The sequence below is a fragment of the Micromonospora sp. NPDC005553 genome (assembly GCF_042871765.1).
In the GTDB taxonomy this organism is placed as follows: Bacteria; Actinomycetota; Actinomycetes; order Mycobacteriales; family Micromonosporaceae; genus Micromonospora.
Window position 1 is genome coordinate 410061 of sequence record NZ_JBIAJD010000002.1, and the last position, 15579, is coordinate 425639.

Sequence of the window (15579 nt, forward strand, 5' to 3'; positions counted from 1 at the left end):
ACTACCGGGTGAGCAACTCCCGGGCGGCTTCCAGCACCTCGATCACCGGCACGTCGGTCACGAACGAGTCCCGATGCGGGCAGTCACCGTCGCCGGGTCGGTGCGGATAGATGCCCGGCGTGCAGTCGACCCCGCAGACCGGGCAGTGCACCGTCCACGAGCTGATCGGACGGTGCCGGCCCCGCAGCGGGCTGGCCCCGTTGATCAGGTTGCCGACCCAGAAGATGCCCACCGTTGGCGTGCCCACCGCGGCGGCCAGGTGCAGCGGCCCGGTGTCGTTCGAGACGACCAACGCACAGTCGGCGTAGCAGCCCACCAACCCACCCAGGCTGAGCGTGCCCACCTGTGGGCGCACCGGCACCTGCGCCGCAGCGACGACCTGGTCCACCACCTCCTGCTCGGAGGGCGTGCCGGTGACCAGCACCTCGTAGCCGTCCTCGTGCAGCGCACGGGCCACCTCGGCGAAGCGCTCGGCGGGCCAGCGGCGGCGGGTGTCGGTGGCGCCCGGATGCAACGCCACCCGGGGACGGCTCGCCGGGCCGAGCACCTGGGCGGCCTCGGCCCGGTCGGCGTCGGTCACCGCCAGCGTCGGCGTGATGGTGGTGGCCGGCGCTCCCGCCAACGCCACCACCTCCAGGTAGCGGATCACCTCGTGCTGGTAGTAGACGTAGCGCAGCCACCGGTCCAGCTGCGGCGCGTCCTCGGCGCGCAGGCCGACGGTCAACCGGGCACCGAGTCGGCTGATCAACGGGTTGGAGTTGGCACCCCCGCCGTGGATCTGCACCGCCAGGTCGAATTCCGCAGCGGCGGCAGCGGCCACGAAGTCGTCGATCGACGACTCCGGCTCGCCCGGCTCCGGCGTACGGATGCCGGGTGCCGGCGGCACCACCAGCACCCGGTCCACCGGGCCGGGCCGGTCGCGCCAGAGCTTCGCGTGCCACGGCGCGCCGAGCAGCACGATCTCCGCCGAGGGGTACGCGGTGCGCAGGGCGTCCAGCGCCGGCAGGGCGAAGATGAAGTCACCGAGCGCGTTGGCGCGCAGCACGGCGATCCGCCGTACGTCGGGAAGGCGCTCGGCGGTCGGGCCGAGCACGGACGGGGTGACCACCCGACCCGCTACGGCCGGTCGATCTCGCCGGCGGTGTCCGGGCGGTGCAGCTCCCGGTCCGCGGCGGGATCGGCTGGCATCGGCGTACCCGTGGAGAGGTCGCCGGAGCGCGGCCCGGTGCGGCCGACGGTGATGGTGCGCGGCGCGGGCCGCGTTGCCCGTGGCAGCCGCACCCGCAGCAGGCCGTGGTCCATCACCGCGTCGATGGTGTCCGGGTCGACCCGCGCCGGCAGGTTGACCCGGTATTCGAAGCCGCGCGTCTCGAAGCCGCCGGGGATTCCGTGGTCGGCGTTGACCTCCGCCTCCGAGCGGGCTCGCACGCACAACTCGCGGTCGTCCAACTCGACGGCCACCTCCTCCGGCGCCACTCCGGGCAACCGGACGACGACCTCCCAGCCGTCCGAGGTCTCGGTCAACTCGACGTCGGACGCCCCGCCGCGACCACCGACCAGGCGACTCAACTCGGAGCGCAGCGACTGCAACTCCCCCATCGGGTCCCAGCCCTGCTGCCGACTGCCGCGCCACCCCCGGCCGAAGCCGCCAAACTGCTGCTCGCTCATGACACCTCTCCGATTCGCTGGGTGGCCGTCGGCGGCCGTAGTGAGCTGGGCGCGTCCAGGCCGGCGTCACGGTCGACTCCCACACCGAGCCGGTCGACCAGCTCGCCACCGAGCCAGGCGCTGATGCCGAGAATCGCCAGCGCGACCAGCTCGATGGCGATCAGCGCCCCGCCGGCGGCCCGGGAGTCCGCGTTGAGCCGCACCGCCCACACGGCGGCGAAGAGCAGGATCACCGCGACGTTGGCGCCCGCGTGCAGCAGACCCACCCGCTTGGCGCGGGTGCCGCTCGGTATCGCCAGCAGGTCGAACGAGCCGGCCGCCGCGGCGAGCAGGCCGCCGATCAGGCCGACGGTGATGTTCCAGTACGCGACCTCGCCGAGGAAGTCGGGACCGCCGACGGTGTCCACCAGGTCGAACAGCACCGCAGTGGCCAGCAGCGCCACCGGGAACATGACAAGCATCGGATGGACTGGGTGACCCAGCACCTTGAGTCGGCTCTCCATCTCCCGGCCTCCACTGGTCGGCGTCCTGCGGAACGGTCCACGTCGGCGAGCGCGTCGGGTGAGGCCGTACCCCCGGCAACCCGGCACAAACCTCGCGCTGGTCACTGCGGCCTAGGCTGATGACGGTGGTGCCCACCACCGGGTCAACGCCTGAGGGAGGACCAACGTGACGGTGGAGATCACCTCGCACGAGGAGTTACGCGAGTTGCTCGGTGAGCCGAGCACGCGGACCGCCAACAAGGACCGCACCCGCCTGCACGAACGGGACCGCGAGTGGCTCGCTGCCTCACCGTTCTGCCTGATGGCCACGGCCGGCGCGGACGGGAGCTGCGACGTCTCACCCAAGGGCGACCCGGCCGGGTTCGCCCTGGTGCTGGACGACACGACGCTCGCGCTGCCGGAGCGGCCCGGCAACAAGCGGGCCGACGGCTACCGCAACATCCTCGACAACCCGCACATCGGCTTGCTCTTCCTGATCCCCGGGCGGACCGACACGCTGCGCATCAACGGGCGGGCCCGCCTGGTCAGCGACGCGCCCTGGTTCGACGACATGGTGGTCAAGGGGCACCGGCCGGTGCTCGCCGTGGTGGTGGAGATCGAGCAGATCTTCTACCACTGCGCGAAGGCGTTCCTGCGGTCCGCGCTGTGGCGGCCGGAGACCTGGCAGCCCGAGGCACTGCCGTCCCGGCCACGCCTGATCAAGGAGGTCGAGGCCCCGACGGAGAGCCTCGAAGATCTGGAACGGCACTACGGCCCCGAGTACGCCACGAAGATCTACGTCTGATCGGCCGCGCCGGGTCGGATTGGCTACGCCTCGGCCGACTGCGACCGGTCCGCCTCGTCGGCAGGCCAGGCCGACCAACCGTCCGGGTTGCCGAACGACTCCCGGGAGATCCCCGAGCCGGTCTCCGGCCACGAACCGAACCGGTCGTTGTGCAGGTGCGCGAAGAGGTAACACATGCCTTCGCAGTCGGCGTCCAGCAGCGCCATCGCGGGGTCGGCACGAACAGCTTCGTAGTAGGCCCGACCCAGGGCGACGATGAAACCTCGGGCGTAGAGGAAGCCGTCGTCCGACCCGTCGGTCACTTCGTGGATGTCCTCCCGATCGATGTCGTACAGCTTGCGCTCCACCACCCGGTCCAGATCCGTCAACTCCTGCCCGGTCAGCTCGACGGTCAACTGCCCGAGCCGGTCCAGGAAGGCATCAAGCCAGGCGTCGATCGCGTAGGACGGGTCGTCATCGTCGACATCATCGCCGTCGTCAGCGGCGGGGTCGCGCTCGACGAGGGCCTGACGCAGCGCCAGGGGCTCGGCGCCCAACTCGGCCCAGGCCGCCTCGATGAGGGCCCACAGCCGGGCCTCGTCAGCAGCGGTGGGCAGCGTTCCAGGGGCATCCGTGGTCACGGTCACCGCAAGACCGTAACCACCACCACCGACGCTTTCAGGACTCTGCGGCGGAGACCATCCACAAGTGACCGTCCGGGTCGGCGAAGACGCCCGCGTACCCCCAGGGGTGGTCGGACGTCTCGGTGATGACCTCGGCGCCGGCAGCGCGGGCCCGTTCGACGACCGCGTCCGCGTCGACAGGCGAGTCGACAGTGAGGTTCAGCAGGCACTCGCTCTGGCCCCTCGGGGCGACCTCGTGCCGGCCGATCACCCAACCGAAGCCGCCGGTCGGGACGAGCATCAGGCGCAGCCCGTCATTGACCACGAACTGCAACGGCTCCGGGAGGCCGTCGTCGGCCAACTCGCCCACGGCTTGGAGGCCGAGGCCCTCGCGGTAGAACCGGTAGGAGGTCGGACGGTCGGCGATGGGCAGACTCACGATCACCGGTGCGGGAGTCATGGGTGGACGCCTCCAAGGTGCCGGTCGTGTCGCTGAATTAACGTTGGCGTGGTGACGGTAGACGGCTGGCTGTCTGATACTCGCACCTCCTACGACACCGTGGCGGTCAGCTACGCGCGCCTGGTGCGTGACCTCCTCGCGGAAGCACCGTACGAACGAGCTGCTCTGGCCTCGTTTGCGGAGCTGGTGCTGGCCGCCGGCGGTGGGCCGGTCGCGGACGTGGGCTGCGGAACGGGGCGCATCACCGCCCACCTGCACACGCTCGGCGTCGACGCCTTCGGGATCGACCTCTCGCCCGGGATGATCGACGTGGCCCGCCGTGACCACAGTGAGCTGAGGTTCGAGGTTGGCTCGATGACCGACCTCGATCTGGCCGACGGCTCGGTCGCCGGCCTGGTCGCCTGGTACTCCCTCATCCACATCCCCGACGACCAGATCGGCGTCGTGTTCGCGCACTTCCGGCGGGTCGTGCGCCCCGGTGGCCCGCTGCTGCTCGGCTTCCACGTGGGCGACGAAACGACCCTGAAGACCGAGGGCTACGGCGGGCACCCGATGAACGTGCGCGTCCATCGTCGGCAGCCGGCCCAGGTTGCGGCCTGGCTACGCCAGAACGGCTTCACGATCGACTCGCAGACCACAGTCACCTCGGCGGAGAGCCGGCTCGGCGGCATCATCGTCGGACGACGACTGCCCTGATCCACAGTCATCCCTGCCAACCTCAACCACGAACGGCGTTAGCAGTATTCGGCCGAGTGGGGAATGATGACGCACGATTTGCTGCCTGCTGCAGGCCAGCGAATTGGCAATCAGGGCAAGCCTGTCGTACCGCCTCCGTAGTGGGCAGCACCCGTCTCATTCAAGATGCCATCGGCTGCGGTACCAGTGCCGCGCAGGCCACCCCGCCTCGATCGTCCGCCCGCCTTGACGATTTGCCGGGCAGCACGCCTGGCCTGCTGCAACTGTTCCTCTCGGCCAACAACTCGGGATGTTCGGCGGCGCCTGGCCAAGATGGCTCCTCCCAGCAGGAGGGTCGCCAACCCAAGCACGATCGCGGCGCCCCAGACGAGGAGGTGGCCATCCATGTCGACACGCTAATCGACACAGGTAACGAGGGGTACCCAGCGACAGGGCCGACTCGTCGGTAGCTCACCAGGTGCCGCCCGCTCATTGCTGCTGAACTGGTGCTCTAGCCGGCTACGGCCTCGGTTGATGTCCGACATGATCGCCCCCGGTGCCGTGACGAGCCCGAGACTCGCAGCAGGGGCGACGTTCCAGGGTCACGGGTGTCTAGAGCGGATCCAGGAGCAGTACGCCGGCCGCCGAATAGAAGTACTGGCGTACATGCGTAGCCCAGTCTTCGATCTTGGGGTCTTCCCCCTGCGACAGCCACTTGGACAGATGCGCGTGCTCGTCGGTGTATCCGTTGTCCAGGAGCCACTGAAGCGTTTGACGCCGGCCCGCTCCGAAGATGGCCTGGGCATCGAAGCCGATAGCCAGGTCCATGTCACCTGTACGGAACTTCGCTTCATATAGGCGGGGCGAGTCTGCGGGATCGCCGATCAGAAACAGCAGGAAGGCTGCTACGTAAATCTGCTCATACTCGTCGCTCTCGCCCGGGTCCGGACCTTCGCGCCACGCTCTTTCGAGGTCGAAGATCTCGCGGAGCATCGCATGGTGAGGGCCGGGATCAGCTACGTCAACCACCCGGAGCGCTTCCCGACGCGCAGCCGGACTTGAGACGTCCAACGACCTGGCCATGGGTGCACGCTAGTTGAGGACGGCTCAGGCATGAACGGGGGCCGCATCGCCGAGGCGGCACGGCGGCGAGCGCGGCCCTTGGACGGCTGGCCGCCAGTGAGGGGCGCTGTGGTCGGGTGAGTGAGGTTGGCTGCTCAGCTTCGCAACCGCAAGCAAAAGGCCCAGATCACGTCAGTGACCTGGGCCTTTTCGTGGAGCCGCCTGACGGAATCGAACCGTCGACCTACGCATTACGAGTGCGTCGCTCTAGCCGACTGAGCTAAGGCGGCAACGATCAGCAAGTGTACGGCACCCCGGCGCCACCGACCGAACGGGATACCCCCCGTCGCGCCGGCCAGCACCAACCGGACATCGGCCGCCATCTGGACGATTACCGGACAGCGGAGGATCGGGTCCGGGACTACGCTGCGGCGGGTGAGCGACGAACGCGACGATTCCCCCCACCCGGAGCGTCCTGACCGCCCGCCGGCCGGTGAACGCGCCGCCCACCGGCCGCGCAGCACCGACCCGCTGGAGTTGGGCTTCACACCGCGCAAGCCGGTGCCGTGGCTGGCGCCGTTCCTGTTGATCAGCACCGGCATCCGGACGCTGCTGGCGGTGCTCTTCGGGGCGTACCTCGACAAGCGTGAGTTGCAGAACGCGTTCGGCGACGACGTCTTCCGCCAGGTCGGGCCGGACGGCGGGCTGTGGCTCGACTACGTGGCCGACCTCGGCGACGGCTTCAACGCCACCTACTCCGTGGCGTACCTGCTGGCGCAACCCGAACTGACCGTCGACGGGCACCGCCTGCCCCGGGCGCAGACGCTGGTGATGGGCGGCGACCAGGTGTACCCGTCGGCGGCCTACGCCGCGTACGAGGACCGGTGCAAGGGGCCCTACCAGGCCGCCCTGCCGGTGGCGCCGGCCGAGAAGCCGACGCTCTTCGCGGTGCCGGGCAACCACGACTGGTACGACGGCCTCACCGCGTTCCTGCGGTTGTTCGTCCGCTCCCGGGACCGCAACTTCGCGGGCTGGGGCACCGGGCAGTCCCGGTCGTACTTCGCCGTGGAGTTGCCGGCCGACTGGTGGTTGCTCGGCGTGGACGACCAGTCCGGCTCGTACCTGGACGACCCGCAGCTGGCCTACTTCGACGAGGTGGCCCGCCGGCTCGGGCCGGAGTCCAAGGTGATCATCGCGGCGCCAGCGCCGACCTGGGTCAAGGCCGCCGACGACCCCACGGCGTACGACTCGATCGACTACTTCATCCGCACGATCATCGATCCGACCGGGGCGCGGGTGCGGCTGTTGCTCTCGGGCGACCTGCACCACTACGCCCGCTACTCGGGGGCCGACCGGCAGCTCATTACCTGCGGTGGGGGCGGCGCGTACCTCTACCCCACGCACAAGCTGCCGGAGCGCATCGAGGTGCCGCCGCGGGACACGCTGACCCGCAAGGCCAGCACCGCCCAGCCGTACGACCTGGTGGCCCGTTACCCGGACGCCGCGCGGTCGCGCCGCTACGGCTGGGGCATCTTCCCCCGGTTGCCGTTGCGCAATCCCGGCTTCACCACGTTGCTTGGCACCCTGCACACCCTGCTGATGCTGGCCATGGCCGGTGCGACGGCGAACTGGGCCGACAGCACCGACCAGCGGCTGTTCAGCGTCCCGCTGGTGGTGATGGTGCTCGTGACGGTGATCGCCGCGGCCCTGTTCGCCAAGCCGCCGAGCGCGAGCGGCAAACGCCACGCACGGCACTGGATCCTCGGCGTCGGCCACGGCGTGGCGCAGGTGGCTCTGGCGGCGGGCGGCACCTGGGTCTGGTTGGCGCTGCCGTTCTACGACTGGCCGTGGCCGCTGCCGGCGGTCGCCGCGGCGGTGCTCTACGGCCCGGTGATCGGCCTGGTCGCCAGCCAACTGGTGGCGGCGTACCTGCTGGTGGCGGGTTCGTTCGGCGTGAACGTCAACGAACTCTTCGCCGGCCAGGGCATCGAGGACTCGAAGTCGTTCCTGCGACTGCGCATCGACCCGGACGGCACGTTGACCATCTACCCGCTGGGGGTGGACCGAGTCTCCCGCGACTGGCAGGTGAACCCCGACCAGTCCCCCACCCAAAGTTGGCTGACCCCCAAGTCCCCCCTCACTCCCCACCTAACGGAACCACCCACAGTCCTGCGCTGACCAACCCACCCCACCCTCACCTGCGAACCTCATGCCGGCGTTGATCATGAGGTTATTGCCCCGACACGCCGTTCGGGATGGCAATAACTTCATGATCAACGCCGGAGAGGCGGGGCCGGTGGTCCGGGGGGGTGGGTTAGGGGGTGGGGTGGGTTAGGGGGTGTATTGCTGGTTGTGGGCTTGGCGGGAGCCGCAGACGTCGGCGCGGGAGCACATGGAGCGCGAGCCGTCGGCGTCCAGGCGTACGGTCACCGCGTCGCGGGGGACGCTGTGGCCGACGACCCGGCCGTCACCCTCGGGGGTGGAGACCCGACTGCCGACCGCCGGGGCGGTCTCCTGAAATCTTTGATACAGCGGATGCTCGTACTTGAGGCAGCACATCAGCCGCCCGCACGCGCCGGAGATGCGCAGCGGGTTGAGCGGAAGGTCCTGGTCCTTCGCCATCCGGATGGTCACCGGCTCGAAGTCGGTGAGGAACGTGGCGCAGCACAGGTCCCGACCGCAGGAGCCGATGCCGCCCTGCACCCGCGCGGAGTCGCGGGCGGAGAGCTGGCGCAGCTCCACCCGACAGTGCAGGGTCGCGCCCAGGTCGCGGACGAGGGACCGGAAGTCCACCCGGTGCGGGGCGGTGAAGTAGACGGTGCTGCGCTCACCGCCGCTCTCGGCGGAGCCGAGCACATGGTCGACCGCCACCACCTTCATCGGCAGGCCGTGCGAGCGGATCAGCCGTTTCGCGGCCACCTTGGCCTCGGCCTTGCGGCGACGCAACGCCTCGTCCCGGCGGAGGTCGTCATCGCCGGCCAACCCGACCAGGCGGGGGAAGCCGTCGGTCTCCTCGGTCACCCACTGCGCGGCCCACACGCACTCCGCCACCTCGGGCCCGTCATCGGTGGGCACCAGCACCCGGTCGCCCACCTGCGGACGCAACTCGCCCGGGTCGAGGTAGTAGAGCCGCCCGTACCGGTTGAAGCTGACCGCGCAGAGCATGCCCATCCCCCCACCCTACGACGGGTCACGGCGCAAGGCGCACCGGCCGGCTACGCCCCGCTGCCATTCATGACCGTCGACTCGACCTATTGCCTGGCGTCCCGTCGTGCCGTTGCTGCTCGCCCGGACGGTTGAATCCGGGGCCGGGCAGGAGACAAGACGTGCCTCGGCGGCGTTGAGTGGAGGCAGACCTGCGGGGGTGCAGGGGGAAGACCACGGCGTCGCCGTGGGCGCCGGCTTCAGGTCAGGCGCCCGCGAGCGACGCCGTGGCCTGTCCGAGGCAGAACGGTCACGGCCGGAGGGCCGGGCTCAGCTACCAGCCGACCCGGGTGGGCTGGTCGTAGTGGGGACGCCCTTCCGTTGGCGGACGCCACGCGGTCTCGGCCAGGCTCGGCCCCCACTGACGCAGCAGCGTCTCCGCACCGTCGTACGCGACGCAGAGCACCGCCAGCACCCGTGCGGCGATCTCGGCGGCGTCGGCCACACCGGGCCCGACCGGCCCGGGGCGGGTCGACGCACCGGCGGCGGTGGCGGCGACCACGGCGACCGCTTCGGCCGAGCGGAGCACATCGGCCAACGTGCGGGCCAGCGCGAGTCGGCTGCCCTCCACCCAGTCGGCGAGGGCGTCGGCGTAACCGGCGGTGGATTCGAGTCGCCCGACCAGGCTGTCCGGCCCCTCGTCGAGGTGGCGCAGCAGTGCCGCCCGCTGGTGCCCGTACGCCGTGGCGGCCGGACCGGACCAGAGCACCGGGTCGGTGAGCGCGGCGGAGACGTCGTCGTACCCCCGGACGAGCCGGCGCACCGCGTGGCCGGCGCTGGCGAGCGGCACGGGGTGCAGGTCGAGGAAGCCGCGAACCGCGTCGCCCGGCAGCACCTGCATGCGGCGCAGTAGCGGCCAGACCCGGTGCCCCTCGGGGACACCGGCCGCGATCAGTCTGTCCACCCGGCGGAGCAGGTCGAGGCCGGGCTCGGCGAGCCGGTCCAGCGCGTCCATCACGGTTCCCCGGTGAGCCGGCGGCGGGCCGCCCGGTCGACCTCGGCGTAGCGGTCGGCGGCCTCCCGCACGGCAGCCGCGGCGGCGGCCAGTCGACCGGCCGCGGCGCGGGCCTCCCGGGCCCGGTCGTCGGTGGCGGTGGTCCACTGCCGGTGCAGCGCCCGACCGATCTCGCCCGGGCGACCCGGTGCGTCGGCGCCGAACGCGGCCTGGGCCGGATCGCTGGCGGTGACGGTGTGCGAAATGACGGTGAGCGTGGCGCTCGCCTCGTCCAGTCGGGCGGAGAGCGCGCGCAGTGTGTCCATCTCAGGCCCCCGCGAGCGGTCGGTAGGCGGCGAACGTCTCGTTGTGCAGCTTTTCCCGGGCCCATTCGGCGGCGTCGGCCGCCGCGGTGACCGCAGCCTGCACGGAACCGGCGACGTCGCGCGGGCTGCGGCTGTGCAGCGGCCCGAGGAACCGGACGTCGGTGATCCGTCCACCGGCGGTGACCACCACCTCGACCAGGCCGTCCGGCGAGCGGACGGTCACTTCGACGGTCGACACCGCCTGGTCGAACTCGGCCTGGAGGGACTCGATCCGGCGGTAGCGTCGCACCGCTTCCTCGATCCAGGCCTCGTCGATCTCCCCCCGCGGCATCGGCCGACTCCTCCCGGGTGATTCATCACTCAGTGTGGTGCCACCGTCACCACGGCACAGGGACCGTACCGCACCGCAATCGGGCCTGTCGATGCCTGTGGACAACGGCCGGGAAGTGCGGGTCAGCCCTTCCAGAGAGCGAGCATCATCGCCTCGACCGCGATCCGCGGCTTGACGTTCGCCTCGATCGCCGCACGGCAGGCGAGCACGGCCTCCAGCCGGCGCAGCGCCCCGTCGGCGTCCCACTTCTGCGCGCCAGCACCGGCGAGCGCGGCCGTGTCGGTGTGCACCGGGGCGACGGGTGCGCGCAGCGCCATGGTGAGCGCGTCCCGGTAGAAGCCCGCGAGGTCGACCAGTGCCCGGTCCAGTGCGTCCCGCTGGGCCCGGGTGGCCCGGGACTTCTGCCGCTTCTCCAGCTCCTTGAGCTGCCCGGCAGCGCCTCGCAGGGCGCCGGCCGCGCCCCGGCCGGTGCCGCCCGCGCCGAGCGCGGTCTCCAGTGCCGCCCGCTCGGTCGTGTCGGCCTCGGTGACCGACGCCTCGGCCTCCGCTTCGGCCGCCTCGATGAGTGCGGACGCCGCGTCGAACGCCGCGCCGACACCGGTCAACCGGCGCGGCACCGCGAGCACCGCCTCGCGTCGTTTGCGGGCCTCCGGGTCGCGGGCCAGTCGGCGGGCCCGACCCACGTGACCCTGCGCGGCCGACGCCGCCCACTGCGCCACGTCGGGCGCGATGCCGTCCCGACGAACCAGCACCTCGGCCACCGCTGCGGCCGGCGGCTGCCGCAGGGGTACGACCCGGCAGCGCGACCGGATGGTCACCGAGATGTCGTCCGGGTGGGTGGACGGGGCGCAGAGCAGGAAGACCGTCCGCGGCGGTGGTTCCTCGATCGCCTTGAGCAGCGCGTTGCCGGCGGCCTCGGTGAGCCGGTCGGCGTCCTCGATGACCACCACCTGCCAGCGCCCGCCGGACGGGGTGCTGGCCGCGCGGAGCACCAGGGCGCGCATCTCGCTGACGCCGATGGAGAGCCCTTCCGGCACCACCATCCGCACGTCGGCGTTGGTGGCACCCATCGTGGTGTGGCAGCCGGGGCACTCACCGCAGCCGGTGCCGTGCACGCACTGGAGTGCGGCGGCGAACGCGCGCGCGGCGACCGAGCGGCCGGAACCGGGAGGCCCTGTGAAGATCCACGCGTGCGTCATCCCGGCGGACGGGTCCACGCCGGTCACTGCGTCGTCGCCCGCGGACCCGTTACCGCCGTTCGGGCCGGCGGTGACCAACGCGGCTGCGCCAGCACGCAGGACGGCGGCGGCCGCCGCTGCGGCGCGCCGCAGCTCGACCACCGCCTCGTCCTGGCCGACCAGGTCGGCGAAGACGTCCGGCATCAGGTCTTGTGCTCCATCGTCACCAGCTCCGCGTCGGATAACTCAGGTTGCACCGAGGTGTCCGGGCCCTGCGCCGGTCGCGGGTGCACGATGCCACCCGGCTTGCCGAGCATCTCCTCGACCCGCCGGACCACCAGCCCGGTGATCTCGTCGGCCGGCCGGGACGCGTCGAGCACCAGGTAGCGCTTCGGGTCGGCGGCGGCGAGGTCGAGGAACGCGTACCGGACGCGCTCGTGGAAGGCGACCGACTCGGCCTCCAGCCGGTCGGTGCCGGTGTTGCGCGAGGCCACCCGGGACAGACCGGTGCGCGGTTCGACGTCCAGCAGCACCACCAGGTCGGGCTTGAGCCCACCGGTGGCCCAGGAGGAGAGCCAGGAGACCTCGTCGACGGGCAGTGTCCGGCCGGCGCCCTGGTACGCCAGGGACGAGTCGACGTACCGGTCACTGATCACCACGCCGCCCCGAACCAGCGCGGGCCGGACGACGGTGGCCACGTGGTGCGCCCGGTCGGCGGCGTAGAGCAGCGCCTCGGCCCGGGGGGAGGGCGCGTCGTCGCCGGAGGTGTCCAGCACCAGCGACCGGATTCGCCGGCCGACGCCGGTGGCCCCCGGCTCGCGGGTGAGCACCACCTCTCGGCCGTGACCGCGCAGCCGCTCGGAGAGCGCGGTGAGCTGGGTGGACTTCCCCGCGCCCTCGCCGCCCTCGAAGACCACGAAGAGCCCGGCGGAGACGAACGGCTCGGCGGGCATCAGCGGACGGCCACGGATGGAGCCCCACAGGTCGGCGAGGACCGGGACGCCCTTCTTGTCGTCCATCTGGCCGAACGCGCTGATCCCGGCGAAGATGCCGGCAGCACCGGCGGCGAGCAGCAGCAGTCGGGTGGAGGAGACGGAGATGCCGAGGTCGGCGATCTCCAGCTTGCGCGAGCCACCGACGCCGACCAGCACGCTGCTCAGCCCGATGGCCAGGATCAGCACCAGTCGGGTGCCGATCTGCACCACCGCGAAGACCCGGCCGCGCACCTCGTCGGCAACCTCCCCGCCCAGCAGCGTGGTGCCGGCCAGGAAGGCCATGCCGGCGCCGGCGCCGACCAGCACCGCGCCGACGATCGCCATGGACAGGTGGATGGCGAAGGCGAGGGTCATCACGGCGGCGCTGGCCAGCACGATGCTCATGCCGAACCAGCGACGCCGGGACATCTCCTTGACGACCATCGGGCCGAGCCCGATGCCGAGCGCCAGACCGGCGAACATGGCGCCGAAGAGCAGTGAGAACGCGGCGTCGCCGGCGCCCAGCGAGTTGGCGAAGAACTTGGCGGTACCGACCACGATGCCGCCACCGGCGAACGCGCCGAAGATGCCCAGCACCAGGCCACGCACCAGCGGGGTCTGGCCGATGTACTTCCAGCCCTCGGAGAACTGCCGGAACATGCTCTGCTCGGCACGCTCCGCCTCGCCGCGCTGCGCCTCGCTGATCTCCTTGATCCCGAACGCCACCACCAGTGCGGTGGCGAGCCGGGAGAAGGCGTTGAACCAGAGTGCGAGCTGGGCCGGTTCCGCCCAGTTCGGCAGGTCGCCGCCAGCGGCGCCACGGACGCCACGGTCGAGCACGGCGAGGCCGATGGCGGCGGCGATCGGGGTGAGGCCATACGTGGTGATCAGGGTGAGCTGGTTGGCCGCTTCCAGCCGGGCCCGCGGGATCAGGTTCGGGACCGCGGCCTCCTTGGCCGGGATCCAGAGGAGGGTGAGCGACTCGATCAGGAAGGTGGCGATCAGCGCCCAGCCGACCACCAGGCCGCCCGCGGCCCCACTGAGGGCGTAGAGCGGAATGGACGCGAAGAGCACGAAGCGCAGCAGATCGCAGATGACCATCGTCCAGCGCCGGTCGAACCGGTCGGCGAAGACGCCGGCCACCGGGCCGAGCACCAGCGCGGGCAGCAGCCGGATCGCGGTGACCCCGCCGAACGCGGCGCCCTGGGCGGTGCTGCCCTGCACCTGCGAGGCGGCGAAGAGTGCGGTGGCCAGCAGGCCGAGCCAGTCACCGAAGGAGGCCGCGCCGAGCACGATCCAGAGCCGGCGGAACGGCCGGATGCGCAGCACGGACCGGATCGCGGCATAACCGGACGGATCAACCTGACCGCTGTTGGGCTGCGTGGCGGCGTTGTCCGACTGGTCACCCGAGCGCGACACGCCGGGCGACTCGCCGCTGTTCTGGCTTTCGATGGCCGTACCTCCACGTGCCGGCCCATCGCTGGGCACCTCCGGTGCAACACTCTAGACCCGGTGGGGGCCACCCCCCGGGCGACATTCTCCTGCTCGCTGAGCCTAGGCCGCCGAAGGTACCGACCGCAGCCCGGACGTACGCGAGGGTATTTCGCATTCTCCGTCAGACAGTTAGCGTGCACACGTGGCCATCGAAAGCGACAAACTTCGCGAGCGCCTGGATCGGGCGACTGCCCACCTCGACCCCCCGTACGCGGTGGTCGACCTCACCGCCTTCGACGCCAATTCGGCCGCCCTGGCCGACCGCGCAGCGGGAAAACCGGTCCGGCTCGCCAGCAAGTCGGTCCGCAGCCGGGACTTGATCAGTCGAGCCCTCGCCCGGCCCGACTGGCAGGGCGTGATGGCCTTCACACTGCCCGAGGCGATCTGGTTGGTCCGCGCCGGCGTCAGCGACGACGTGCTGGTCGCGTACCCGAGCGCCGACCGGGCCGCCCTCGCCGAGCTGGGCGCCGACCAGACACTCGCCGCCGCGATCACCCTGATGATCGACAGCACCGGCCAACTCGACCTCATCGACGCCATCAAGGCCCCGGGGCAGCGCGCCGAGCTACGGCTCTGCCTGGATCTGGACGCCTCCTGGCGACCGCTGCGCGGGGTGCACGTCGGCGTCCGCCGCTCACCGGTGCACAGCGCCCGGGCGGCCGGCGCGCTCGCCGCCGCCGTCGCCGGTCGGCCCGGCTTCCGGCTGGTCGGGCTGATGTCGTACGAGGCGCAGATCGCCGGCCTGGGTGACGCGCCGCCGGGCAATACGCTGCTGGCGGGCGCGATCAGGCTGGCCCAGCGCGGGTCGTACCGCGAGTTGCTGGCCCGCCGTGGCGCGGCGGTCGCCGCGGTACGCGAGCACGCCGACCTGGAGTTCGTCAACGGCGGCGGCACCGGCAGCATGGCCGCGACCAGCGCCGATCCCGCGGTAACCGAGATCACCGCGGGATCGGGCCTGTACGGGCCGACGCTGTTCGACGCGTACCGCGCCTGGCGGCCCACCCCGGCGGCGTTCTTCGCCTGCGCTGTGGTCCGCCGACCGACGCCGGAACTGGCGACGGTGCTCGGCGGCGGCTGGATCGCCTCCGGTCCGGCCGCCGACAGTCGACTGCCTCGGCCGTGGCTACCGGTAGGGCTGAAGCTGGTCGGCGCCGAGGGCGCCGGCGAGGTGCAGACTCCGCTGTCCGGAGCGGCGGCAGCCGGGCTGCGCGTCGGCGACCGGGTGTGGTTCCGGCACGCCAAGGCGGGTGAGCTGTGTGAACGGGTCAACGAGCTGCACCTGATCGAGGGCGACACGGTCGTGGCGACCGTCCCCACCTACCGGGGTGAGGGGCAGGCCTTCCTCTGAGACCGGACAGCCGCCCCCACCGCCGGCCGGGGCCGG

At 71.6% G+C, this 15579-nt stretch carries 16 protein-coding genes and 1 tRNA gene; 4 read left to right on the forward strand and 13 right to left on the reverse strand.

What is annotated here, in order from left to right; all coding sequences use genetic code 11:
- Nucleotide 1: 1 nt before the first annotated feature.
- Genes ACFYPG_RS09220 through ACFYPG_RS09230 form a run of 3 tightly spaced genes read right to left on the reverse strand, consistent with a single transcriptional unit; the run spans nt 2 to nt 2171 of the window.
- Nucleotides 2–1108 (reverse strand): glycosyltransferase family 9 protein, encoded by a 1107-nt coding sequence (locus tag ACFYPG_RS09220; protein ID WP_387351250.1) that lies wholly within the window; start codon nt 1106–1108, stop codon nt 2–4.
- Nucleotides 1109–1116: 8 nt separating this feature from the next.
- The gene (locus ACFYPG_RS09225; protein WP_355004931.1) at nt 1117–1668 is read right to left on the reverse strand and encodes an Hsp20/alpha crystallin family protein; all 552 of its coding nucleotides are present in this window, start codon (nt 1666–1668) and stop codon (nt 1117–1119) included.
- Nucleotides 1665–2171: a DUF2231 domain-containing protein gene (locus ACFYPG_RS09230; RefSeq protein WP_387351252.1), complete on the reverse strand. Its 507-nt coding sequence runs from the start codon at nt 2169–2171 to the stop codon at nt 1665–1667. Before ACFYPG_RS09230 ends, ACFYPG_RS09225 begins: the two co-directional genes overlap by 4 nt.
- A gap of 166 nt (nt 2172–2337) precedes the next feature.
- On the opposite strand from ACFYPG_RS09230, the gene ACFYPG_RS09235 reads away from it, so the two are divergent.
- Nucleotides 2338–2955, forward strand: a complete 618-nt coding sequence (locus tag ACFYPG_RS09235) for a pyridoxamine 5'-phosphate oxidase family protein (RefSeq protein ID WP_355004929.1) — start codon at nt 2338–2340, stop codon at nt 2953–2955.
- A 23-nt stretch (nt 2956–2978) separates the two neighbouring features.
- On the opposite strand, the gene ACFYPG_RS09240 is transcribed toward ACFYPG_RS09235, so the two are convergent.
- Both ACFYPG_RS09240 and ACFYPG_RS09245 read right to left on the reverse strand, forming a co-directional pair.
- Nucleotides 2979–3581 (reverse strand): DUF4240 domain-containing protein, encoded by a 603-nt coding sequence (locus ACFYPG_RS09240; RefSeq protein ID WP_387351254.1) that lies wholly within the window; start codon nt 3579–3581, stop codon nt 2979–2981.
- Nucleotides 3582–3612: 31 nt separating this feature from the next.
- Nucleotides 3613–4017, reverse strand: coding sequence for a VOC family protein (locus ACFYPG_RS09245; RefSeq protein WP_355004927.1), 405 nt, complete (start codon nt 4015–4017; stop codon nt 3613–3615).
- A 51-nt stretch (nt 4018–4068) separates the two neighbouring features.
- On the opposite strand from ACFYPG_RS09245, the gene ACFYPG_RS09250 reads away from it, so the two are divergent.
- Complete coding sequence (locus ACFYPG_RS09250) at nt 4069–4713, forward strand: class I SAM-dependent DNA methyltransferase (RefSeq protein ID WP_387351256.1); 645 nt, start codon at nt 4069–4071, stop codon at nt 4711–4713.
- Between the two features lie 591 nt (nt 4714–5304).
- On the opposite strand, the gene ACFYPG_RS09255 is transcribed toward ACFYPG_RS09250, so the two are convergent.
- Both ACFYPG_RS09255 and ACFYPG_RS09260 read right to left on the reverse strand, forming a co-directional pair.
- Complete coding sequence (locus ACFYPG_RS09255) at nt 5305–5685, reverse strand: hypothetical protein (protein WP_387351258.1); 381 nt, start codon at nt 5683–5685, stop codon at nt 5305–5307.
- A gap of 282 nt (nt 5686–5967) precedes the next feature.
- A tRNA-Thr gene (locus ACFYPG_RS09260) sits at nt 5968–6044 on the reverse strand.
- A 145-nt stretch (nt 6045–6189) separates the two neighbouring features.
- On the opposite strand from ACFYPG_RS09260, the gene ACFYPG_RS09265 reads away from it, so the two are divergent.
- Nucleotides 6190–7932, forward strand: coding sequence for a metallophosphoesterase family protein (locus tag ACFYPG_RS09265; RefSeq protein WP_387351259.1), 1743 nt, complete (start codon nt 6190–6192; stop codon nt 7930–7932).
- Between the two features lie 153 nt (nt 7933–8085).
- Here ACFYPG_RS09265 and ACFYPG_RS09270 read toward each other — a convergent pair whose 3' ends face one another.
- The 6 genes from ACFYPG_RS09270 to tmk form a co-directional block, all read right to left on the reverse strand.
- Nucleotides 8086–8925 carry a regulatory iron-sulfur-containing complex subunit RicT gene (locus tag ACFYPG_RS09270; protein WP_357198373.1) on the reverse strand — a complete coding sequence of 280 codons (840 nt, stop codon included), beginning with the start codon at nt 8923–8925 and terminating at the stop codon, nt 8086–8088.
- A gap of 307 nt (nt 8926–9232) precedes the next feature.
- Nucleotides 9233–9913, reverse strand: coding sequence for a hypothetical protein (locus ACFYPG_RS09275; protein ID WP_355004914.1), 681 nt, complete (start codon nt 9911–9913; stop codon nt 9233–9235).
- Nucleotides 9913–10218, reverse strand: coding sequence for a type VII secretion target (locus ACFYPG_RS09280; protein WP_355004913.1), 306 nt, complete (start codon nt 10216–10218; stop codon nt 9913–9915). Before ACFYPG_RS09280 ends, ACFYPG_RS09275 begins: the two co-directional genes overlap by 1 nt.
- A gap of 1 nt (nt 10219) precedes the next feature.
- A complete protein-coding gene (locus tag ACFYPG_RS09285; RefSeq protein ID WP_053659404.1) occupies nt 10220–10549 on the reverse strand; it encodes a YbaB/EbfC family nucleoid-associated protein in 330 nt (109 codons plus the stop codon).
- Between the two features lie 122 nt (nt 10550–10671).
- Nucleotides 10672–11931: a DNA polymerase III subunit delta' gene (locus tag ACFYPG_RS09290; protein WP_387351263.1), complete on the reverse strand. Its 1260-nt coding sequence runs from the start codon at nt 11929–11931 to the stop codon at nt 10672–10674.
- Entirely contained in the window at nt 11931–14030 is a 2100-nt protein-coding gene (gene tmk, locus ACFYPG_RS09295) for a dTMP kinase (RefSeq protein ID WP_355005188.1), read from the reverse strand. Before tmk ends, ACFYPG_RS09290 begins: the two co-directional genes overlap by 1 nt.
- Nucleotides 14031–14337: 307 nt before the next feature.
- Between tmk and ACFYPG_RS09300 the strand changes: the two genes are divergently transcribed.
- Nucleotides 14338–15543, forward strand: a complete 1206-nt coding sequence (locus ACFYPG_RS09300) for an amino acid deaminase/aldolase (RefSeq protein WP_387351265.1) — start codon at nt 14338–14340, stop codon at nt 15541–15543.
- Nucleotides 15544–15579: the final 36 nt, after the last annotated feature.